Origin of the sequence: Chryseobacterium sp. 'Rf worker isolate 10', assembly GCF_050753305.1 — a bacterium.
Lineage (GTDB): Bacteria > Bacteroidota > Bacteroidia > Flavobacteriales > Weeksellaceae > Chryseobacterium.
Genome location: NZ_JBOZOF010000001.1, coordinates 464,614 through 486,835 on the forward strand (window position 1 = coordinate 464,614; position 22,222 = coordinate 486,835).

Genomic DNA, 22,222 nt, shown 5'->3' on the forward strand with positions numbered 1-22,222 from the left:
ATAATAAGCTTATCTTTGCTGTTAATTTTTTCTGAATGCTTTATACAATAATCAAAGCGCTGCACATTATTTTTATGGTAAGCTACTTTGCGGGAATTTTTTATCTCGTAAGGATTTTCGTTTACTATAAGGATACCGATGAATTTCCGGAGGAAAAAAAGAAAATTCTGAGAGAGCAGTATACCTTTATGGCCAGAAGACTGTGGAATATTATCACCGTTCCGGCGGGGGTAATTATGACGGTATGCGGATTGGTCATGATCTTTTTAAATCCGGGGCTGATGAAAATGGGATGGTTTCATCTGAAACTTACCTTCCTTATTGGGCTTGCCATTTACCATTACTGGTGCTGGAAAAAAGTTCTTCACTTAAAAGTATTGAGTGGAAATACACTGCCAATTGCCAATATCAAACTGAGACAGGCTAATGAAATTGCAACTTTCATTCTGTTTCTGGTTGTATTTACGGTTATTTTAAAATCAATGGTGATCGAATACTGGTGGCAATTAATTGCAGGATTTTTCGTTCTTGTATTTCTGATCATGATGACAGTGAAACTGGTTAATAAAAATAAAAAAAACAAATAATTGTGGAGTAGGGCGTATGTCTTGATACATTCATCCTTTTTACATCTTACAAAAAAACTATGATTGCAATTTTAAAGAAAGAACTGTGGAGTTACTTTGGAAACTGGAGTGCATGGGTGATCATTGCCGCTTTCAGTCTGATAGCAACCCTTTTCCTGTTCTTTTTCGACAACGATTCTAATATTTTTGAGATCGGAATGGCCTCACTTCAGAGCTATTTCGTATTGGTTCCATGGCTGTTGATGTTTATTATTCCGGCACTTTCTATGAAAACTTTTGCAGAAGAACAGCAAACCGGAACTTTAAACTGGCTTTTTTCACAGCCGTTAAAAGTTTCAGAGCTGGTAGCTGGAAAATTCCTTTCCGTGTGGATTGTAGGAATTTTATGCCTTATTCCGTCACTAATTTATCTTTATACGGTTTATGTATTAGGAGTTCCTGCAGGAAATATTGACCTTGGAATGACTTTTGGGAGTTATTTTGGACTGATTATTTTAATCGCTGCGTTTTCCGCAGTGGGAATTTTAGCCTCTTCATTATCACAGAACCAGATTATGGCTTATCTGTTAGGCGTTTTCATGTGTTTTATTATGTATTTTGGAATCGAGCAATTGGCAAGCTATAAACTATTGGGGGGAGCAGATTTTATTCTTCAGAATATCGGTTTCTATCAACATTTCTTAGGCTTTACAAGAGGGCTTATTGATTTTAAAGATGTAGCGTATTTCGTTCTTGTCATCGGTGCTTCATTAGTATTGTCTAATCATTTTATTAACAAAAAGAAGTAGAATTATGAAGAAGTTCAATGCTAAATCTCCACTGGGAATTTTCTTAATTGTAATTGTTCCTTTGGTTATTATCCTGACCTATTCTGGAATCAGATTAGACTTAACAAAAGAAAAAAGATATACACTTTCCGATAACACCATCAAAGTTTTAGAGTCCGTTAAAAAGCCTCTGACTGTTGAAGTGTATCTGGAAGGAGATTTTCCGGCAAGTTTCAAACAGCTGCAAAGTGAAACGAAATTTATGCTGGAAGAGTTCAGAAAAATTAATCCAAAGATTGATTTTAAATTCATAGACCCGATTAAAACAAAAATGTCTCAGGATACCCTGATGGCAATGGGCATGCAGCCGTCTATTCTTCCGGATGTGAAAGACGGAAAGATCTCACAGATTACTCTTTTCCCGTACGCTGTAATCAAGCATGGAAATGACGGAGTTTCTATACCGTTGGTGGTTCAGCAGGCAGGAATTGATGCTGATCAGCAGTTGACAAGATCCATTGAAGGACTGGAATACAACCTTGTTTCCAATATCAAGAATATTGCAGCAGCAAAAAGAAAGAAAATCGGAATTCTTGTCAATCATGATGAATTGAATCCGGACGAATTTCAGGGATTTGTACAGCTGGCCATGGAAAACTATGATGCAGGACCTATAATTCCTAAAAATAAAACTGAGCTTTCATTGGAAGATATTCCATTGTTGAAGCAGATGAGCGCTCTGGTGATTGCAAAACCAAGAAAAGCCTTTACAGATAATGAAAAAGTAATTCTTGACCAGTATATCATGAACGGAGGGAAAACCCTTTGGATGATTGATGCGGTAAATGCCGAAATGGATACTTTAACGAGATCCAAAAAAGTAATGCCTTTCCCGGTAGATATTAATATGACGGACTTCTTTTTCAATTATGGAGTGAGAATCAATCCTGCTTTGGTAAAAGACGTTAAAAAGTTTGCCCTTTTAAGGCTGGTTACAGGTGAAGTGAGCGGAAATCCTCAGTATACAAGCTTACCTTGGCCTTATTATCCGCTTGGAATTGCCGAAAATAATAATCCGATCACAAAAAATATCAATCCTGTAAAATTTGAATTCCCAACTTCCATTGATACATTAGGGGGAAGAAAGAATATCAAAACAAAAGTTCTTTTCGAGTCCAGCGAAAGAACATTATTGAAACAGGTTCCGAACTATGTTGATCTGAAAGAAATTGCAAGCGTAGACAGCCTTGGACAAATGGAAAAGCCAAGTACTCCCAAGATCTTCGCTGTAGCACTGGAAGGAAAATTTAATTCTGCATATGCATCAAGAATTGAAAGAAAATCTTATCCTGGATTTAAAACAGCAAGTCTGGAAAATAAAATGATCATTATTGCAGATGGAGATGTGGGAAGAAATAAAGTAATCAAAGGTAAACCGCTTCCATTAGGAGTAGACCTTTTGACCAATGAGCAGTTTGGAAACGAACAGTTCCTTAGAAACGCTCTGGATTATTTGCTGGATGACAGCAACTTGATGGAGTTGAGAAACAGAAACATTGAAGAAAGACTTCTTGACAGACAAAGAATTACCGAAGAGAAATCGACATGGCAGTGGCTGAATTTACTGCTTCCGCTGGTAATTATTGGTCTTATCGGAGGATTGTTCTTCTGGTTAAGGAAAAAGAAATTTGGATAAAAAATAAAAGCTCCCGGAAGAAAACCTTCCGGGAGCTTTGTTTATATTGAGGTAATAAAAAATCTATCTAGACTTCAATTTTTTATTCTCTTCCTTCAAAGCTTCCACCTGCTCTTCCAAAACTTTAATATAGCTCTGCAAATTTTCTACAATAGAATCCGGAATACTATGGAAATGATTAAAATAGCTGCCTGCATTATCGTTAAAAGTAGTATTGTCATGATTATTATGGACAATAGCTGTCTTTCTTTCCTCTTTGATATCTTCTACAGTAACATCAAGCGCTTTTGCCAGTTTTTCCCATTCATCATCATATATTCTTACTTCATCATTCTCTTTTCGGGAATAATTGGACACATCCGTTGATATGATTTTCGACATATATTCTTGAGTATAGCCTCTTTGTTTTCTTAGATTTTTTAGCTTTTCCATAACGACTTTTATATTTGTGCCTTTGTACAAATATAAATAAAATGGAACAAAATTTTAAGCCTATTTTCAAATGAATCTGATACTTTTCCATCAGATTCCAGATCCCATAAAAAGAATGACTGCTCCCAATCTGGAAACAGTCATTATTATTTTTTTAAGATCTAATCTGATGAAACAGATAAATCCGCTTAGATGATCACTTAGTTAGTAACTCTATCATTTCCCGCCTGATAAAAAAATAGAGTTCACTTCGATTAATAATTTTTTGAGATGAGTGCTTTTTTAAATGTAGAGATTATTGCTGATAAGCTTCTTTTGGAAGTAAGGCGGCGGTTCTGTAGTAACTTATATCACTTGGTATCTTTGCCTGCAGGTCCTGGAAAGTATCATAATCATAATGAGACCAGTTTTCTTCATGATCAGGATCGGAGGTTTTGTCTATAGCCAATTCCAGATTTCCGTCTTCCTGATAGCTGCATTCTATTGCTGCATATTTTTCACCAGCTTCATCATTGGTATACCAGCATTTTATCGTTCTTTCAAGCTGTGGTTCATGAGTTTCATTGTCTATAACCTGTGAACAGATAAAGTTTTCAGGATCGTCTGTTTTGAAAACAGTTTTAGAAATTAAAGGCAGATCATCTACTGATAAGGAATATAATTTATTAGTAGAAATAATAAAACCGTCGGTGGATTCCTTTTTTTCAATATCAAAAAAGTCAGATTTTTCCTTGAGGTAATCTACTACCCGTGCCTCATCTTCTCCGTCACTTAGAAAATAATTGATGTTGTAAACACTGTCTTCGTTGATGAATTCAATTTCTTTTAAGAAATCGGAACCTTCCTCATAATAATACAGATGATATTCGTTTAGCTTCACAGCTTTACTTTTGGAGATAATTTCTCCAAAAATGTTTTTGTACACTTTTCTCATTTTTAATCATGTTAGTTTAGTTTCATCTATTAGTTTAAGTGGGTGTAGCAAAGATAAGTTTTCTTTTTTATCTTAACACGACGTGTTAAATAGTATTTATTTCGTAAGTATATTAAATATCCTTTATAAAATCCTCATATTCGTAATAAAACCTTTCGAAACCGTCCATTTTGTCCACAAAAAATTCAAAAATTTCTTGCCAGGTATTTTTATTAAAAATGGAAACTCCATGTTTTTCGATCCATATTCTGCTGATAATCTTGCCGTTTTCCATGGTAAAGTATTCTTCTTTTTGAAAATCTCCAATAAAATCTTTTAAGATATCTTCCAGAGACCAGATCTTTTCGTAGTAGGCATTTCGGAAAATTTCGTCTTTCATTTCGATATCCAGAGAAACTTCCGCTTTTTTGTTGTCGGCAGAAAATTTAAATGCCATGTCCTTGATTTTGGTGTCATAAAGAATCCATTTTCTGGGAAAGGATCTTCCAAAAGCAGTCCAAAATTCTTTTTTTAATTGCTGTGCTTCTTGTTTGCTGAACATATCGCAAACATAACGATTTAATAGCAGAAAGGCAAAAACGGGCATTGAAAACCGTAAAATTACGGATAATACAGATATGAGAAAAAGCGTAAAAAAAGGCAAATCAATTTATAAATGTGTGCTTTTTCAAATGTTAAACTATTTTCTTATTTTTGCTGTAATGCTTTCAAAAAAATCTCAATATGCTTTTAAGGCGCTTTCATATCTTGTAGAAAAAAGAAATGATGGCCCAATTCTTATTTCCGAAATTGCGGAACACAAAAAGATTCCCTTAAAGTTTTTAGAAAATATCCTGCTTGAATTGAAAAAAGCAGACATTCTTGACAGTAAGAAAGGAAAAGGTGGGGGATATTTCCTCAAAGAAAATCCTGAGAATGTGAAACTGGCCAAGATCATCCGCCTTGTGAATGGTCCTATTGCCATGCTTCCATGTGTAAGCCTGAATTTCTATGAAAAATGTGATGACTGCAATGAAGATCACTGCGGACTTCATGATGTACTGATTGAAGTTCGGGATGCTTCGCTGAATATTCTGGAAAGTAAAACTTTAATGGATCTGGTCGACTGACCTGATCCTTTTTTTTGAATTATTAGTCTACTTATTTTGTAGAATAAATATTTTTATCAGATATTTGCAATACTTCAAATGAATAAATTATGATTTCAAAAGAAGAGGCAAACCAATTACAAAAGCTTACACCCTCGATCATGACAGTGCATTCGGCTGTTGTTTCTATTTTACCCGAAGAAAAAAACATGTACAGGCAGCCGGCATCTATTTTTGATATTGAAGATGCTGCTAATGAAGTAATATGGACTAAAACGAGTTTGTGATATGGTGATTTCAAGAAAAATTCAGGTAAGGCTTAATGTCCTTTTTGTGACAGCTGCTATTTTATCCATTGCTGTTTTTTCAATGTACGAGTTGGGATATCTGGATGAGCTCCTTTCTATTTTAGCAAAAGATAATTACATTTTTTATTGGATGCTTCTGGTAGGTGTTTTTGCTGAAATTGTAGCAGGATCAATGGGAATGGGGTATGGTGTGATCTGCACCACAACACTTCTGCTTCTGAATATTCCACCGCATATTGTAAGTGCCAGTATTCATTCCGCAGAAAGCTTTACAACAGCTGCAGGAAGTCTCAGCCACATCAAACTGAAAAACGTAAGCAAAAGTCTGGTAAAAAAGCTGGCAGTTCCGGCGGTAATTGGTGCTGTAATCGGCGCTGTAAGTCTGACTTATCTTGGAGAATATTATGCAAAGATCACCAAAACATTAATTGCTTTTTATACCTTATACCTCGGAATCCAGATTCTGTCCAATGCTTTTAAAGAAAAACAAAGCAAAGCCCTGAAAAGAAAAACGAATCTGACGAGACTGGGAGTAATCGGCGGTTTTATAGACTCTTTTGCCGGTGGAGGATGGGGGCCGCTGGTTACCGGAACATTGATTAAAAATGCTTTTACTCCAAGATTTGCTGTAGGAAGTTCTACAGTGGCAAAATTTATTCTTACCATCACTGCTGCTGTTACTTTTTTCTTTACCCTTGGAATCCAGCACTGGAATATCATTCTCGGACTTTTAATTGGTGGAATTATTACTGCACCTTTTTCTGCGATGCTTACTGCCAGGCTTCCTGTAAAGAAAATGTTTGTGATTATCGGAACATTGGTGATTGTGATGAGTTCTATAACTATTTATAAATCAGTTTTTAATTAAAAATATTGCCTGGTGTGGAAAAATAAAAGGAATAAAAAGATATTCGGTTTTGAAAATATTTTACTTTTACACCATTAAATAATAGAACATGAATTTACATATCATTGCACTTTTTAAGTTTAATGAAAATTATCTGATGGATGCCGTAGAGCTGTTTCAGAATTTGGTGAAAGAAACAAGAAAAGAAGAAGGCTGTCTGCAGTATGATCTTATCGAAGATAAAGACAATAAAGGAACTTTCTTCCTGATCGAGCTTTGGGAAAGCGTAGAGCATCACAACAGGCATAACGGTCAGGATCACCTTTTGGATTTCCGTAAAGATGCTTCCAAAATAATGGAAAGCTCAGCAGAGGTTTACAAAGGATTTAAAATATACTAAATAGATTGTAAACAAGGATTTAGAATCAGAAAACTGCTTTTAAAGTTGTTTGCCTTTGAAGAATAAAAGGCGGTTTCAATAATCTGAAACCGCCTTTTTATTAGAAAAAATAGAAAGTATTAAAATAAAAATATTTATTTCACGATAAGCTTTTTCGTCTCCGAATAGCCTCCGTAAGTGATTTTTACAAGGTAATTCCCTGAAGTAAGGGTAGAAAGGTTCAGATCCTGTTTGTAGAATCCTGCCTGGTTGGTAAGTTCTTCAGAATATACCTTTTTCCCGGTAAGATCATAAACTTCTACGCTTCCTTTATTCCCTGTCTTTTCTTTAACATCAAAAAGAACTGTTACTTTTTTATCTGCTGTTGCCGGGTTTGGATAAATACCGAAAGAAGCTTTCTTGCCTACTTCAGTAATTCCCAGTGTTTCTGTGATTTTTTTGTATTTGAAATACATATTTCCTGTACTTGCCCCACCGTTTGTAGTGAAGTACATTCTGTAGTAATCATTTCCTTTTTTAACGTAGTATACAACATCATTTTTTACAGTTCCGATTCCTTTCCATGAGTGTCCTACAGTAGTAATAGCAGACGAAAGACTCGCTGTGGCAGGGATGGTATAAGCTGCTGTTTCCTGAGCCTCAGGCTGCACCATTGCCACTTTTACGTTCGGGCTTTGGATTGCCCCGGAAAGGGGATACATCTGTACACCCATGTAGAAAGTGTAGTATTTGGTAAATACAAAATCCCATGCTGTTCTGGATGGTTCCAGGCTCGGAACTTTTGCTCCTGTATCAAATGAGAAATAATTGAAGTAAGAATCATCCGTTCCGTTAGCGATTGTTCTTGTTTCTGTGGCTCCCCATGATGTACCATTCCATTTTGAATATCTGAATGTATATCCTGCAAAAGCATCTTCGATGGCAAGTTTAACATACGCTCCTGATGCATATTTTAAAACAAAAATAGCTTTTCCCTCAATGTGGTGATTCAAAGGGTTATAAACTCCCCATCCTGTTGAAGGAAGATTAGGGTTTGTAGATGTTACAGGACCTTGTTCAAAAGCTCCCTGGCTCCAGTCGGTCGTCTGATCCGGATTATAAAGAGGTGCTCCCCATGAAGGCAGATTGTTGATGTTGATATTATCCCAGTCTGCTAAATTTGTAGAAGCAGTGTATACTTCAATATCTTTTGCATCATTTATTCTTGATCCAAATGCATAATTTGAGTTTCTATAGAAAGCAATATCCCAGCTATTGGCAGGTTGAGAAATCATATTACCATCTGCAAGGTTTACGAACACTCTGTTTTGGTATCCGCTCCCCATTGTCATATTTACCTGTGAGTATCCCAATGCGTCAGTTTGTGCCAAAACAGTCTGCTGAACAGACATTGCCAATACTGAAGCCAATAATAGTTTTGTTTTCATAACTTATTTTTTAAATCCTTATTTAGAATGATTCCACAAAAGTATATAATTATTTTTAATCAGTCTAAATAAAAACATGATTTTTATCGTGTTTTTATTTTAATGATAGCGTTGGAAGGATAGAATGAGGGTAAGAAAAAGCCGGCAGGAGTAATCCTGCCGGCTTTGTAAAGGTCAATAACAGTCTAATAAACCTTATTTTTTAATGAATTTTGATTGGATCAGTTTTCCTTCTGCAGTTTCAACATTCATGAAATATACTCCTGTCTGAAGTGTACTGATATCAAATCTTTGTCCGTTCAGTTTTCCCTCTGCTGCTTTTTGTCCTGAAGCAGAGTATATCTGGATATTTTTAGGATCTTTTCTTGCAATAAATTCTAATGCAGACTGATCAGAACTCAATGCAAATCTGAAGTTTTCCGTTGATTTATTGTTATCTGATACCCCTAATGAAGCAGTTGTGTTATAAACAACATTATCAACCTGGATCGCAGTGTGTGAAGCTGTCGGGGTAAATTTAAATACAATATATGATCCTGTAGAAGCAGGAATATTCACACTTACATTTTGAATCGTTCCAATCGTAGTCACGCTGATTGGACTTCCTACAGCTACAAATGTTGCCATGTCTGCAGGGTTGGATGCCACACCTATCTGGATTGTTCCCGTACCTGGAGACTGAACAACTAATGTTGTATCAAAAGTTAATGTTTTATTTCCTGTAGGTGTTTCAATTTGTGGAGTAATCAGATAAGATGTTCCCGTAGCGTTATTTCCTGCATATGACTGAACAGCTCTGTTAGTATCTCCGGCTACAATCATTCTTGGAGGTACAGGAGGAAATTCACCTGTTATAGGGGCAACGATGGCAGACCATCCAGACTGTGGAAAAGTAGTGTTCCCAATGGTAAAATTATTAAAATTTTCATTGATGTTAGACAGCTGAGCGTTGGCAGTAGCGGCTGTAAGCATCAGAGTTCCTAAAAGTAATTTTAATTTCATGAGATTATTTTTATTTAGAATTATTCCACAAAAATATACATTTATTTTTAATGAGTCTAAATAAAGTTTTATATTTGTCGAAAATTTGTATCCTTATGAAGAAGAAAGTGCTTTCCGTTCTATCATTATCCGTGGCTTTCTGGATGAATGCACAAGAAAAGGATTCTCTTAATCAAAAGAAAATTGAAGAAGTTGTTATCACAGGACAGTATATGCAGCAGTCCATCAATAAATCTATCTATAAGGTTGACGTTATTGATGCCGAGCAGATTAAAAATATGGCAGCAACCAATGTTGCCGAGGTTTTAAATCAAAGTCTTAATATACAGATTACTCCAGATTCACGCTCAGGAAATTCTACCGCCAAAATAATGGGACTTAATGGTGACTATGTAAAAATCCTTATAGACAATATTCCGGTAGTAGGAGACACAGGATTAGGAAGTAATATTGACCTTACCAAAATTGCTTTAAGCAATATAGAGAGGATTGAGATTGTAAAAGGAAGTATGGGGGTGGAGTATGGAAATGGCGCAGTAGCAGGGGTAATCAATATTATTACAAAGAAAAGCAGTACAAAAAAGATCAGTGTAAGAGGCTCATTGCAGGAGGAAACGGTAAGAGACCAGTATGATCTTAAGAAAAGAGGAAACGGTAGACATATTCAGAATTTGAATGTAGATTACAATATCAATAATGAATGGTTTGCAAGCATTAATTTCAACCATAACCAGTTTATGGGATACGAAGGAGAGAGTAAGGGGTACAAATACTTCGGGCAGGATAACCAAAGAGGATATGAATGGAACCCGAAAGATCAGTATGATGCTTCTGCATTACTGAGATATACTAAAAATAAGACGACATTCTTTTATAAACTGTCTTATCTGAATGAAAAATTCAACTTCTATAATCCGGAAGTCAACAGAAATCCTCTTAATGACGGGCTGGGTGGAGTAGCCTACGAGAGCCGGGACAGAGAGTACAATACAGACCGTTGGGTTCACCAATTTAATATTCAGACCAATCTGGGGCACATCCGCTATATGGGAGACTTCTCCTATCAGAATCAGGATAGAAAATTTTCCGATTATAATTATGATATTCCGAACAGAACTGTGAAAAGCAGACAGGAAGAAAGATCTTATTATAAAACAGATGTTATCTATTCAAGAGGGATGTTCAGTAATTTCCTGGATAGTAAAGTTTTTGACTTCCAGTTAGGATATGAATTAGACTATACGAACGGATATGCTGCACTTATTGCAGGAGACTTCTTTGGTGAAGCAGTAAAAAGAAAGATATTTACATATTCCAATTTCCTTTCTGCAGAATGGAATGTTTCAGATAAATTCTCTTTAAGACCAGGAGTAAGACTTTCTTTGAGCGAAAACTTTAATAATCAATACAACTACTCTTTATCTGCCAGGTATAAAACTTCTGAGAATTCAAACCTTAGAGCAGTCGCAGGATCGGCAAACCGTTTCCCTAAATATGAAGAGCTGTATACGTATTTTGTAAATATCAATCATGATGTGCAGGGAAATCCTGACCTAAATCCTGAAAAAGGATTCTCGGCCGGACTTTTCTGGGATCAGAATTTTGCCACTGAAAATAACTGGAGAATCGCTTACGGAGTAGATGCATTATATCTTGATGTGCGTGACAGGATTGAAATGGTGATGGTAAAAGAGCCATCCACCTACAAATACATGAATATTAATAATTATAAAAACCTATTGGTTTCTGCGAATGTAGATTTCAGAAAGGATCAGTTTGCTTTATCCTTAAGAGGGTCTGTAAGCGGTACTTCTGTATCGATGAATGATTTGAAATCTTCTTCTCCTACAGACTTCCAGTATTTGGTACAGGCAGGTGCGTCAGCAACTTACAAAATGAAAAATACCGATACCAATTTTTCTCTTTATTATAAATTCACAGGTCCGGACAGGCTGTATGTATCAGACGGAGCCAATGATTTCCGCCTTGGAAAGATAGACAGTTTTCATATGATGGATTTCATTGTGAGCCAGCCTTTCTGGAACAAGCATTTTGAAATTTCTGCCGGAGTGAAAAATATATTTGATGTAACACGACTCAACTCTACTGCAACTGCCGGGACAGCCCATACAGCAGCGAATGGTTTTGTTAATTTATACTATGGCAGAAGCTATTTTGCCAGATTAATGTTTCAATTTTAAATAATAAGTTACTATTATGAAATATTTAAAAATATTTTCTATTCTTTCTATCATGGTGGCCACACAGTCTTGTCTTTCTGCAGATGAAGATCCGGTTCCGGTTCCACCCATGACAGGGTCTGAAGTAAATGTCCAAATTGGAGGTCCTACTGAGCCTAATCAGGTTTGGATCGACTTAAGCGACTATACCAATCCTGCTTCCAACAGCAGAACAGCTTGGGATCTTGGCTTTTATAGCGGTGATGCATATAGGGTTACTATGAATGGATCTATTGCCATGACCGTCATTAAAATACCCAATGCTACAGATATCAGTAAAGTAAAAGAATCAGATGTGGCAGGTTTGAAAGAAACCGCTCAGGTGGGAACATTTGATGCCGCAAACATGAAATATGTTGACAATCCGAACGGAAATTTCTTAACTCAGACTACAGGGATTGATGCCATAAAAGAAAATGATGCTGATAATCCCGTTTATCTGATCAATCTTGGAAGAGAAATACCTTCTTCATCCAATATTGGAGCAGGTTCTGTTTCATTGTCCGGTGATGCGAGAGGATGGAAAAAAATTCAGATTCTTAGAGCTCAGAATGGATACAAAATCCGTTATGCAGACTTGAATGCAACAGGAACAGATATCAAAGAATATATCATCACCAAAGATACAGAGTACAATTTTACATTCTTCAACCTGAAAACAGGAACTCCGGTAAAGATTCAGCCTAAGAAAAAGAACTGGGATTTAGCATTCACAACATTTACCAATGAAGTATTCATGGGGCCTACAACCAGCGCAGGAAGTTATTTTTATGCTGATTTTGTGACGACAAATACCCTTAATGGTGTAGGTGCTTATCAGGTAAGTGTTACAGGAAGTTTAGACGCCGCATACAATGCATTTAAGCTGAAAGATGTAGAGCCTGCAAAATTTGTTTTCAATGACCAGAGAGCAATCGGAGATAAATGGAGAACCACTACCGGTACAGCAGCCAACCCTGTTCCTTTTGTGTATGCAGACCGTTTCTTTGTATTAAAAGATGCCGAAGGTTTCTATTTTAAATTGAGATTCAATACAATGAAAAACACAAAAGGAGACCGCGGGTACACCAATTTTGAATTTGAACCTTTATAAATAATCAAATAATAGTATATCATGAAAAAATTCATCCTTGCAGCTTCTGTTCTTGTAGCAGTATATTCTTGCAAAAAAGCAGAAGCAGGAGCAAAAGAAAATACTACAGAAGCTACTTCTGAAGCACCAAAAACCAACAATAAAATAGTAACATTAAACGGAGGAATTACTGAAATTGTAGCAGCTCTGGGCCACGAGAAAGAAATCGTTGCAACAGATGTTACAAGTACTTATCCTGTCTCTTTAAAAGCTACTGCTAAAGATTTAGGACACATGAGATCAATGACGATTGAACCAATCATGGCTGTAAACCCTACTTTGATTCTGGCTTCTGATAAAGATATCAACCCGGAATTAATGGGAAAAATCAAATCTTCAGGGATTAAAACTGAAGTTTTCAAACAAGAATACACGGTTGACGGAACCAAAAAACTGATCGAGCAGGTTGCAAAAGCTATCGGAAATACAGATTATCAGAAATTAAACGATAAAATTGACGCTGATCTGAAACAGGTACAGCCTATTGCTAAAAAACCAAAAGTATTGTTCATCTACGCAAGAGGAAATATGCTGATGGTTAGCGGTAAAAATACACCAATGGCTTCATTGATTACCCTTGCAGGCGGAGAAAATGCAGTAACAGATTTTGAAGATTTCAAACCATTGACACCGGAAGCGGTTGTAAAAGCTAATCCTGACGTACTATTCTTCTTTGAAACTGGTTTACAAGGAGCAGGAGGAAATGAAGGAGCGCTTAAGATGCCGGGAGTATCTCAAACCAATGCTGGTAAGAATAAGAAAATTATCGCAATGGACGGAGGTTTAGTATCAGGTTTTGGACCAAGAGTAGGAGAAGCAGCAGTAGGATTAAACAAACTTTTAATTGAAAGCACAAAGTAAACTATACTTTTATCTTATTATAAGTGCGGTACTGCTTGCCATTATAGCAGTACTGTCACTTAATACAGGTGTTTATGATTTTGGAGAAAAGTCTCCGTTCATGGCACTGTGGCAATTTATAAAAGGAGATTCCAGTTTATCACTCAGTGATAAATATGTGATTTGGGACGTAAGAGCAGCCAGAATTATCATGGCCATTTTAGTAGGAAGTATGCTGTCGGTTTCAGGAACGAGTCTTCAGGGACTTTTCAAGAATCCGCTGGCAACGGGAGATTTAATAGGACTTACATCGGGAGCAACTCTGCTGGCAGCAATTGCGATTGTTTTAGGAGGACATTTCAAAGAGTATCTTCCTGAAGCTGTACAATTTTCACTGGTAGGAATAGCAGCCTTTATCGGTTCTTTTTTATCAATGATGCTGGTTTACAGAATTTCAACAAGCGGAGGAAAAACAAATGTAGTCATGATGCTGCTTACCGGAGTTGCCATAACCGCTATTGGTTTTTCAATCACCGGATTTTTGATCTATATTTCAAAAGATGAGCAGCTCAGAGATCTTACTTTCTGGAATTTAGGAAGTCTGGCAGCGGCAACCTGGACGAAGAATATCATTCTGGCTATTGTAATGATCATTGCTTACATTATTTTACTCCCAAAGGGAAAAGCACTGAATGCAATGATGCTGGGAGAGAAAGATGCGCAGCATCTGGGAATCAATGTGGAAAGACTGAAAAAGCAGATCATCATCATCGTAGCTTTGATGGTAGGAAGCTGTGTGGCATTTTCAGGAACTATTGGTTTTGTAGGTCTTATTGTACCTTATATTTTAAGACTTTTATTCAAATCCAATTATGCTTTTATTCTGCCCTTATCAGCGCTGTGCGGAAGCATTTTGTTACTAACGGCAGATACCTTCAGCAGAAGTATTGTAGCACCGTCAGAACTGCCCATCGGAATTTTAACAGCCTTAATGGGAGGACCTATTTTTATCGCTATTTTGGTTAAATTTAAAAAATCACTGTAATGATCAAGGCACACCAGATCAATTATAAACATAAAGAATTCAGAATTCTAGACGGGATAGATGTCTCTCTGGAATACGGTGAATTTCTGGCCATTGTAGGACCCAACGGAGCAGGGAAGTCAAGTCTTTTGAGCGTATTGGCAGATGAAGTGAAATCCGGCAATAACAAGGTTTTGTTTAAAAATAAACCTATTAAAGAATGGAATATCAAAGAACTTTCAAAGCACAAAGCAAAGTTCTCACAGCATAACAGCAACGATATCCCACTTGAAGTAAAGGATGTGATTATGATGGGAAGGTATCCTTATTTCGATGCCCAGCCCGGAAAAGAAGATCTGGAAGCCATGAACAATATGATGTACGAAACCGATATTTTTCATCTGAAAGAAAGAGAATACAACACCCTTTCGGGAGGAGAAAAACAACGTGTACATCTATCAAGAGTAATGGCTCAGCTTGAGAATGAAATTGCGCACAAACTGGTTTTTTTGGACGAACCTTTGAATAATTTAGATATAAAACATCAGTATAAGGCATTGGAAATTATCAAAAAATTTACAAAAAAAGCTAACAGTGCCATTGTTGTTTTGCATGATCTGAACCTTGCTGCACAGTTTGCAGATAAGATTTTATTAATGAAATCAGGACAGGTTTCTGCTTATGGAACGCCACAGGAAGTTTTTACTGCAGAAAATATCAGCAATGCTTATAGTTTTCCCTGTACCATCTGCGAACACCCTATTACCAATAACCCAATGATCATTTTTGGATAACCATGGAAAAAGAAGAACTCAAAATCCTCGCACAGAATCTTGCCAATCCTCAGGGTGAAAAAGGCCTCGAGATTGGTGAAATGATGAATGCTACTAACATCAGCATGACGTTGGAAAGCATCAAAACATTGGTGATTGATGACGAGCAGCAGATCCTTGAAATAGGACACGGTAACGCCGCTCATCTGAAAAGTATAATGAGTCTTGCCAAAAACCTCAGATATACAGGAATTGATATTTCTGAGACCATGCACAATGAAGCCAAAAGGCTCAATAAAGAATTTGAAAGCGAAGCAGATTTTGTTCTGTATGAAGGTAAAAAGCTCCCTTTTCGGGATAGATCTTTTGATAAAATATTCACCGTAAACACAGTCTACTTCTGGGAAAATCCGATAGAATTTCTGAACGAGATTCACAGGGTTCTAAAAGATGACGGAACATTCGTTCTTACATTCGGACAGAGAGAATTCATGGAAAAATTGCCGTTTACAGAATATGATTTCACCTTATACAGCAACAGTGAAATGGAAGAACTCATCTCCAAAAGCCGCTTTAAAAGAATGAAAACTTCTGAAAAAGAAGAAGAAATAAAAAGTAAAACAGGAAAAGAAACTATACAAAGAATTTATACAATTTTAACCATAAAAAAGTAAAGTAATGAGCACATTAGTTAATGATTTAAAGGAAAAATGGGAAGCTCTGAAAGCAGAAAATCCACATATCAGAATAAGAAATGCAGCAGCACAGTTAGAAGTAAGTGAGGCAGAATTATTGGCAACAAGCATCGGAGAAGGTGTAACTGTCCTGAACCCGGATTTCCAGGGAATCCTTACAGAAGCTGAACAATTAGGAAAAGTAATGGCTCTTACGCGTAATGATGAGTGTGTTCATGAAAGAAAAGGAACATATCTGAACGGAGATTTCAGCAGTCCGCATGCACAGCTTTTTGTGGGTGAAGATATTGACCTTAGAATTTTTCTTAACCACTGGAAATTTGCTTTTGCAGTACTGGAAGGAGACAAGAAAAGTCTTCAGTTTTTCGGAAAAGATGGTTTGGCACTTCACAAAATTTATTTAACGAAAGACAGTAATGAAGCTGCTTTCGGTGCAATCGTAGAAAAATTCAAAGCAGAAGATCAGAATCAGGCATTGGTTTTTGAAGCAGTAGCTCCAAAACAGGCTGAAAAAGCAGATTCAGACATTGATGTGGAAGGTTTCAAAAAAGCCTGGACAGAACTGAAAGATACTCACGATTTCTTCATGATGACCAGAAAATACGGAGTAAGCAGAACTCAGGCATTAAGATTAGCACCGGAAGGATTTGCTAAGAAAATTGATAATGCTAAAGTAGTCAACATCCTTGAAGATGCTTCTGAAAAAAATACACCGATCATGGTTTTCGTTGGAAACAGAGGAATTATCCAGATCCACACAGGAAATGTGAAAAAAACACTTTGGCACCAGCAATGGTTCAACGTAATGGATCCTGACTTCAACTTACACCTTGATGTAACGAAAATTGCAGAAGCATGGATCGTTAAAAAACCAACTGAAGATGGAGAAGTAACCGCTATCGAAGTATTCAACAGTGAAGGAGACTTTATTGTTCAGTTCTTTGGAAAAAGAAAACCGGGAATTCCTGAACTTAAGGAGTGGAAGGATCTTGTAGCAGAATTAGAGAAATAATAATTAGATGATTTGAATGAGACCGTTTTGTTTATAAAATTCAAAGCGGTCTTTTTTATTGCATCGATCTGCGTGTGCCGAAATATTTGTGTAATTTGTGATTAAATATAAAATAAAAATGAAAAATATTTTCATAGCGATACTGCTTGTCGGTTTCTGTTCATTAAAGGCACAGGATTTTAAGGCGTATCAATTTTATGATAAAAAAGGAAAAGAAGTAAAGACAGAAAAGCTGGTAAAAGAACTGGCAGATTATGATGTGGTCTTTTTTGGTGAAAATCATAACAGCTCCATCAATCACTGGCTTCAGCTTAAAATTACAGAAGTGCTGTTTGCAAAAAAGAACGGTCAGCTTATTTTAGGAGCAGAAATGTTTGAAAGGGACAATCAGGCTCAGCTGGATCAGTATTTAAACGGAAAGTTTGATGCTAAAACATTGAAAGACTCAGCCCGCCTATGGAACAATTATGCAACAGATTACAAACCTTTGGTAGATTTTGCCAAAGATAAAAAACTGAATTTCATTGCAACCAATATTCCAAGAAGATATGCCTCTCAGACGGCAAAAGAAGGTCTTGAATCTTTAAATAAATTAAGCGAAAAAGAGAAGACATACATTGCACAGCTGCCTATCAAAGTTACTTTAGATACTCCGGGATATCCGGAAATGAAAAAGATGATGGGAGATCATGCAGAAGGAACCAAAGTGATGAATTTCATTTCAGCTCAGGCAACAAAAGACGCCACAATGGCTGAATCTATCCTGAAAAATTACCAGGCCGGAAAAACTTTCATCCATTACAACGGAAACTATCACAGCAAAGAATTTGGTGGAATTTATTGGTATATCAAACAGAAAAATCCTAATCTGAAAATGGCGGTTATCTCTGTTTTTGAATCAGAAGATCCCGAACTGAAAGTACCAGCCAAAGATTATATCCCTACAGATTTCAATCTGATTATTCCGGGAGATATAACGAAGACTTTTTAATCTTACAAAAATATCATTCTGACGAAGGAAGAATCTCGCTGTTAATTTATTATGAGATTCTTCACTCCATTTGCATTCCTTTCAGAATGACAAAAAATCAAACTTACATTGAATTCAATAGGGTCGGGCTTTAGCCCGGCCATTTTTAATTAAAAAATTCAACGGCTTTAGCCAAAACTTAAAATTCATGGATAAATAATCATTTTTACTCCACAATATTTACCTTTGTACAACATTCAAAAAACATGAAGAAATTACCCATACTGCTGATTTTTTTTATCGGATTGTTCAATGCACAGAAGCTTACTTCCAATGAGCTTTCAATCATTAATCAGGGAGATGTAAAAACAGCGTTACCCATCTATCAGACAACGGACGATAATCAGCATAAAACATTGCTGAGCATTTCTTCAGAAGCGGATCCTCTTGATCCGAATACAGCTGTTCTGGTAAAAAGAATGAAAGAATCTCTTCTTTCAACAGATGGTGGAGTAGGCATTGCAGCTCCTCAGGTGGGAATCAACAGAAAGATCATCTGGGTACAGCGTTTTGATAAAGAAGGAACGCCGTTGGAATACTTCATCAACCCGGTAATTGTTTGGCGTTCCGATTTGCAGAATCTTGGTCCTGAAGGCGATTTATCTATTCCCGAGTTCAGAGATCAGTTCTACAGAAGCAAAGTCATTCAATTGGAATATGTTGATCTGAAAGGACAGAAATATTCTGAAATTGTAGAAGGTTTCACCGCGGTTATTTTTCAGCATGAGATTGACCATCTTTTCGGAATTCTGATTTCCGACAAAAAAGAAAAAGAGAAAAATGATTCTTATAAAAAAGTAGACGCTTATCAGAAAAGTGACGTAAATAAAGAGAGGAGGTAATGATGAATTATAAATTATGAGTTATGAATTATAAATGATGAACGATGAATGATGAATGAAATTCTTAAGCATTATATAAAAAAAATATCCTCAATCATCTGTGCTCATATGCGAAATCTGTGGTTAAACCATATAATAAAAAAATTAAAAGGAGCTGTTTCTACTGAAACAGCTCCTTTCGTTATAACTATGCTTAAAAAAATTGGATTAATCGTTGTTGGTTACTGCAAGTTTCACCTCCATATTATTTCTGGTAGCATTAGAATAAGGGCAGATCTGATGTGCTTTTTCTGTCAATGCTTGTGCTTCTTCAATAGAAACTCCAGGGATGTTCACATCCAGTTCTGCTGCCAGTCCGAAACCGCCATTCTCAAGCTGACCTATGCTTACCTGAGCCGTTACCGTTGTTTCTCCGGTTTTCACTTTAGAAAGACTGATTACTCTGTTCAGAGCGCTGTCGAAACACGCAGAATATCCGGCTGCAAAAAGCATTTCAGGGTTGGCAAAATCGTCATTAGCTCCTCCTAAACCTTTCGGCATTCTTACATCAAGTTCCAACACTCCGTTTTCACTTTTTACATGTCCGTTTCTGCCTCCTTGAGCAGTGACTTTAGTGGTATATAACGTTTTCATTTATTTTTCTATTTTGTTTAATATTTTTAGTACTGTGTCTTTAAGGTGCAGCAGCTCTTCCGGTTGTATTCCCAGTTTTTCCTGGATTTTTCCCGGAATTTCACAAGCTTTCTGCTGAAGCTTTTTTCCAGCTTCGTCTAAAAATACCTCAACCACTCTTTCGTCCTCTTTTTTTCTTTTTCTGATGATGAATCCTTTAGACTCCAATCTTTTAAGAAGAGGGGTCAAAGTACCACTGTCCAGAAAAAGTTTTTCTCCGATGTGAGTCACCGTAAGCCCGTCACCGTCCCATAATATCATCATCACGAGATACTGCGGATACGTAATGCCCAGTTCATCAAGAAAAGGGCGGTAAAGCCCAGTAATCTCTTTGGCAATGACATACAGCGGGAAGCAAATCTGGTTTTCTAGTTTGGGTGTTTTCGGATTTTCCATAATGTTTGAGTACGAAAGATTCGATGAAGGTATTACTTTTTTATGATAAATTCATCCATTGGAATTCTGACTTTTTTCATAGAAGAAAGCCAGTCATTAGCTTCGTCACGGTATCCAAGATATAAAAGCGTTACACTTTTTAATCCCAGTTCCTTTAATCCCAGTACTTCATCCACTACAGCGTTGTTGAATCCTTCTGCCGGAGTACTGTCAATTTTAAGTTCTGCCGCCTGTGCAAGAGCAATTCCTAAGGCAATATAAGTCTGACGGGCAGTATGTGCAAAATGTTCTTCAGGAGTCTGTGCTCCATACATTTTTTTGATGGTGTCGGTATAGCTTCCAAAGCGGCCTCTTGGAAGATCTCTTACATCCGTATGATAATCGTAAACTTTGTCAATTTTTTCATTAGAATAGCTGTCCCATGCTGCAAATACCAAAACGTGAGAAGAATCTCTCATTACTTCAGGGTTTAAAGCGCCTGCCACCATTTTTTCTTTCAGTTCCTGATTTTCCACTACAATAATTCTGAACGGTTGTAGTCCGGATGAAGTTGGAGCCAGTCTTGCTGATTCTAAAATAGTATTTAGGTCTTCCTGTGAAATTTTTTTGGTTGGATCATAAGCTTTTACTGCATGTCTCCAGTTTAGATTTTCTATTAATGACATTTTTTATTGTTTTAAATTAAACTACTTGGTGATTATTAAACTTCAGTTTTTATGCTGAACTCAATTAACAGTACAAATATAAGACCAATTTAATTGTGTGCAATTTAATTTTGAAAGATTTTATTGATGGCAATTATTGATGAACTTTTAAAAGGTAAAATAGTAAAGATGTAAAAAGAGAAATGTATAGTTTCAGTTTTTGTTATTTCAGCATGATTCGGATTTTTTAAGAGCCCTTGTATTCCAATCTTTGCAGTAGAAATTTAAACTAAAAACAATGCAGAGATTTAACAACAAAACCGCTTTAATAACCGGAGGAACCAATGGAATGGGTTTCGCAGCCGCTCAGAAATTCATTGAAGAAGGAGGGAAGGTCATTATCACAGGGAGAAGCGAAGAAACGGTAAATAGTGCTTTGGAAAAGCTTGGAAAAATGGCTTTCGGAATCGTATCCAATGCCGGAGATATAAAAGATCTGATGAACCTTCAGCAGGAAGTCAGGAAATATACAGAACATATTGATCTGGTCTTTGCCAATGCAGGGTACGGAAGATTTGCACCTATTGAATACATTGATGAAAACCAGTTTGACGAGCTTTTTAATATGCTGGTAAAAGGGCCATTTTTTACAGTACAGCAGTTATTACCATTGATGAAAAGAGGAAGTTCTATTATTTTCAATACTTCAGTGGCAACGGAAATTGCAATGCACAATTTTTCAGTGTATTCTGCTGCCAAATCTGCAGTACAGTCATTCATCAAAACTTTTGCAGTAGAACTTACAGAACGTGGAATTCGTGTCAATGGAGTAAGTCCCGGACATATTAAAACCAATATTTTTAATAATACAGGCTTAACCGGACAGCAGATAGAAAGTGCCATTGAAAATATCATCCCTACAATCCCTTTTAAAAGACAGGGAGAACCGTCAGAAATAGCCAATGTAGTTCTGTTTCTCGCTTCAGAAGAAGCTTCATATATTCATGGAGCCGAGCTCAAAGTAGATGCCGGAATTTCTGTAATCAGATAATACAGATTATTTGACCTCTTTAATTTCTTTGATGATATTGGTTTTATTTTCAATGCCAATATTATAGGTCTTACTTTTTTTTAAGCTCTGAGTAGCCTTTTCCAGAAGACTTTTATAATCCGCTGATTTTTTTGAAAGATAAAAAACCTGAGCACTTATTCCAATGGAAACGCGTACAACCTCGTTCGGTTTGTCCGGATCTTCTGTGATATTTGAAATAGTGGCATTATTATACCAGGTTAAATTCTGTGAACTGGAATTACCGGAACAGGATGTAATCATAATAAAAAGTAATAGTAAATAGGACCAGGCTTTCATAGTAAAAAGTATTAATTAAAAAGCTCCTGCAATGTACCAAAATACAGGCAGGAGCTCTATATAAA

Annotated in this window: 26 protein-coding genes; 17 read left to right on the forward strand and 9 right to left on the reverse strand. The window is 36.5% G+C overall.

The genetic code is table 11. The annotated features are described in order from the left end of the window. Positions 1-35: 35 nt before the first annotated feature. From LKL37_RS01990 to gldG, 3 genes are read left to right on the forward strand one after another with little or no spacing between them, the layout of a single operon-like run. A complete protein-coding gene (locus tag LKL37_RS01990; RefSeq protein WP_431608911.1) occupies positions 36-587 on the forward strand; it encodes a CopD family protein in 552 nt (183 codons plus the stop codon). Between the two features lie 59 nt (positions 588-646). Next, positions 647-1,375, forward strand: coding sequence for an ABC transporter permease (locus LKL37_RS01995; protein ID WP_431608912.1), 729 nt, complete (start codon positions 647-649; stop codon positions 1,373-1,375). 4 nt (positions 1,376-1,379) lie between these two features. Continuing rightward, positions 1,380-3,050, forward strand: a complete 1,671-nt coding sequence (gene gldG / locus LKL37_RS02000) for a gliding motility-associated ABC transporter substrate-binding protein GldG (RefSeq protein WP_431608913.1) — start codon at positions 1,380-1,382, stop codon at positions 3,048-3,050. Between the two features lie 63 nt (positions 3,051-3,113). On the opposite strand, the gene LKL37_RS02005 is transcribed toward gldG, so the two are convergent. From LKL37_RS02005 to LKL37_RS02015, 3 genes are all read right to left on the reverse strand, one after another. Next, the gene (locus tag LKL37_RS02005; RefSeq protein ID WP_431608915.1) at positions 3,114-3,482 is read right to left on the reverse strand and encodes a helix-turn-helix domain-containing protein; all 369 of its coding nucleotides are present in this window, start codon (positions 3,480-3,482) and stop codon (positions 3,114-3,116) included. 295 nt (positions 3,483-3,777) lie between these two features. Next, positions 3,778-4,416 carry a hypothetical protein gene (locus tag LKL37_RS02010; RefSeq protein WP_431608916.1) on the reverse strand — a complete coding sequence of 213 codons (639 nt, stop codon included), beginning with the start codon at positions 4,414-4,416 and terminating at the stop codon, positions 3,778-3,780. A gap of 112 nt (positions 4,417-4,528) precedes the next feature. Next, positions 4,529-4,957 (reverse strand): DUF4268 domain-containing protein, encoded by a 429-nt coding sequence (locus LKL37_RS02015; protein WP_431608917.1) that lies wholly within the window; start codon positions 4,955-4,957, stop codon positions 4,529-4,531. Between the two features lie 160 nt (positions 4,958-5,117). Here LKL37_RS02015 and LKL37_RS02020 point away from each other — a divergent pair, with 160 nt between their 5' ends. From LKL37_RS02020 to LKL37_RS02035, 4 genes are all read left to right on the forward strand, one after another. Beyond that, positions 5,118-5,525, forward strand: coding sequence for an RrF2 family transcriptional regulator (locus tag LKL37_RS02020; RefSeq protein WP_431610426.1), 408 nt, complete (start codon positions 5,118-5,120; stop codon positions 5,523-5,525). Between the two features lie 140 nt (positions 5,526-5,665). Then, a complete protein-coding gene (locus tag LKL37_RS02025; RefSeq protein ID WP_431608918.1) occupies positions 5,666-5,791 on the forward strand; it encodes a hypothetical protein in 126 nt (41 codons plus the stop codon). Between the two features lies 1 nt (position 5,792). Beyond that, a complete protein-coding gene (locus tag LKL37_RS02030) occupies positions 5,793-6,680 on the forward strand; it encodes a sulfite exporter TauE/SafE family protein (protein ID WP_431608919.1) in 888 nt (295 codons plus the stop codon). 88 nt (positions 6,681-6,768) lie between these two features. Continuing rightward, entirely contained in the window at positions 6,769-7,059 is a 291-nt protein-coding gene (locus LKL37_RS02035) for a putative quinol monooxygenase (protein WP_047376912.1), read from the forward strand. Between the two features lie 134 nt (positions 7,060-7,193). Here LKL37_RS02035 and LKL37_RS02040 read toward each other — a convergent pair whose 3' ends face one another. Continuing rightward, entirely contained in the window at positions 7,194-8,486 is a 1,293-nt protein-coding gene (locus LKL37_RS02040) for a T9SS type A sorting domain-containing protein (RefSeq protein WP_431608920.1), read from the reverse strand. Between the two features lie 195 nt (positions 8,487-8,681). Continuing rightward, on the reverse strand, positions 8,682-9,488 hold the full coding sequence (locus LKL37_RS02045) for a choice-of-anchor J domain-containing protein (protein WP_431608921.1): 807 nt from the start codon (positions 9,486-9,488) through the stop codon (positions 8,682-8,684). Between the two features lie 95 nt (positions 9,489-9,583). Between LKL37_RS02045 and LKL37_RS02050 the strand changes: the two genes are divergently transcribed. The 9 genes from LKL37_RS02050 to LKL37_RS02090 all read left to right on the forward strand — a co-directional run bounded on the left by LKL37_RS02050 (position 9,584) and on the right by LKL37_RS02090 (position 19,076). After that, on the forward strand, positions 9,584-11,689 hold the full coding sequence (locus LKL37_RS02050; protein ID WP_431608922.1) for a TonB-dependent receptor plug domain-containing protein: 2,106 nt from the start codon (positions 9,584-9,586) through the stop codon (positions 11,687-11,689). A 16-nt stretch (positions 11,690-11,705) separates the two neighbouring features. Further along, the gene (locus tag LKL37_RS02055) at positions 11,706-12,821 is read left to right on the forward strand and encodes an HmuY family protein (RefSeq protein WP_431608923.1); all 1,116 of its coding nucleotides are present in this window, start codon (positions 11,706-11,708) and stop codon (positions 12,819-12,821) included. A gap of 21 nt (positions 12,822-12,842) precedes the next feature. Then, complete coding sequence (locus tag LKL37_RS02060) at positions 12,843-13,721, forward strand: heme/hemin ABC transporter substrate-binding protein (protein WP_431608925.1); 879 nt, start codon at positions 12,843-12,845, stop codon at positions 13,719-13,721. Beyond that, positions 13,705-14,745, forward strand: coding sequence for a FecCD family ABC transporter permease (locus LKL37_RS02065; RefSeq protein ID WP_431608926.1), 1,041 nt, complete (start codon positions 13,705-13,707; stop codon positions 14,743-14,745). The genes LKL37_RS02060 and LKL37_RS02065 overlap by 17 nt, the downstream gene beginning before the upstream one ends. Continuing rightward, positions 14,745-15,518, forward strand: a complete 774-nt coding sequence (locus LKL37_RS02070; RefSeq protein ID WP_431608927.1) for a heme ABC transporter ATP-binding protein — start codon at positions 14,745-14,747, stop codon at positions 15,516-15,518. Before LKL37_RS02065 ends, LKL37_RS02070 begins: the two co-directional genes overlap by 1 nt. Positions 15,519-15,520: 2 nt before the next feature. After that, complete coding sequence (locus tag LKL37_RS02075) at positions 15,521-16,171, forward strand: class I SAM-dependent methyltransferase (RefSeq protein WP_431608928.1); 651 nt, start codon at positions 15,521-15,523, stop codon at positions 16,169-16,171. Between the two features lie 4 nt (positions 16,172-16,175). Beyond that, positions 16,176-17,204: a hemin-degrading factor gene (locus LKL37_RS02080; RefSeq protein WP_431608929.1), complete on the forward strand. Its 1,029-nt coding sequence runs from the start codon at positions 16,176-16,178 to the stop codon at positions 17,202-17,204. Positions 17,205-17,322: 118 nt separating this feature from the next. Next, positions 17,323-18,195 (forward strand): ChaN family lipoprotein, encoded by an 873-nt coding sequence (locus LKL37_RS02085; RefSeq protein WP_431608931.1) that lies wholly within the window; start codon positions 17,323-17,325, stop codon positions 18,193-18,195. Between the two features lie 245 nt (positions 18,196-18,440). After that, positions 18,441-19,076 carry a peptide deformylase gene (locus LKL37_RS02090; RefSeq protein ID WP_431608932.1) on the forward strand — a complete coding sequence of 212 codons (636 nt, stop codon included), beginning with the start codon at positions 18,441-18,443 and terminating at the stop codon, positions 19,074-19,076. Between the two features lie 207 nt (positions 19,077-19,283). On the opposite strand, the gene LKL37_RS02095 is transcribed toward LKL37_RS02090, so the two are convergent. Genes LKL37_RS02095 through LKL37_RS02105 form a run of 3 tightly spaced genes read right to left on the reverse strand, consistent with a single transcriptional unit; the run spans position 19,284 to position 20,809 of the window. Next, positions 19,284-19,709 carry an organic hydroperoxide resistance protein gene (locus LKL37_RS02095; RefSeq protein WP_431608933.1) on the reverse strand — a complete coding sequence of 142 codons (426 nt, stop codon included), beginning with the start codon at positions 19,707-19,709 and terminating at the stop codon, positions 19,284-19,286. Further along, positions 19,710-20,144 (reverse strand): MarR family winged helix-turn-helix transcriptional regulator, encoded by a 435-nt coding sequence (locus tag LKL37_RS02100; protein WP_431608935.1) that lies wholly within the window; start codon positions 20,142-20,144, stop codon positions 19,710-19,712. It lies immediately after the preceding gene. 32 nt (positions 20,145-20,176) lie between these two features. Continuing rightward, positions 20,177-20,809: an NAD(P)H-dependent oxidoreductase gene (locus tag LKL37_RS02105; protein ID WP_431608936.1), complete on the reverse strand. Its 633-nt coding sequence runs from the start codon at positions 20,807-20,809 to the stop codon at positions 20,177-20,179. A gap of 277 nt (positions 20,810-21,086) precedes the next feature. Between LKL37_RS02105 and LKL37_RS02110 the strand changes: the two genes are divergently transcribed. Further along, on the forward strand, positions 21,087-21,839 hold the full coding sequence (locus LKL37_RS02110) for an SDR family oxidoreductase (protein ID WP_431608937.1): 753 nt from the start codon (positions 21,087-21,089) through the stop codon (positions 21,837-21,839). A 6-nt stretch (positions 21,840-21,845) separates the two neighbouring features. On the opposite strand, the gene LKL37_RS02115 is transcribed toward LKL37_RS02110, so the two are convergent. Further along, positions 21,846-22,157: a hypothetical protein gene (locus tag LKL37_RS02115; protein WP_431608938.1), complete on the reverse strand. Its 312-nt coding sequence runs from the start codon at positions 22,155-22,157 to the stop codon at positions 21,846-21,848. Between the last annotated feature and the right edge of the window lie 65 nt (positions 22,158-22,222).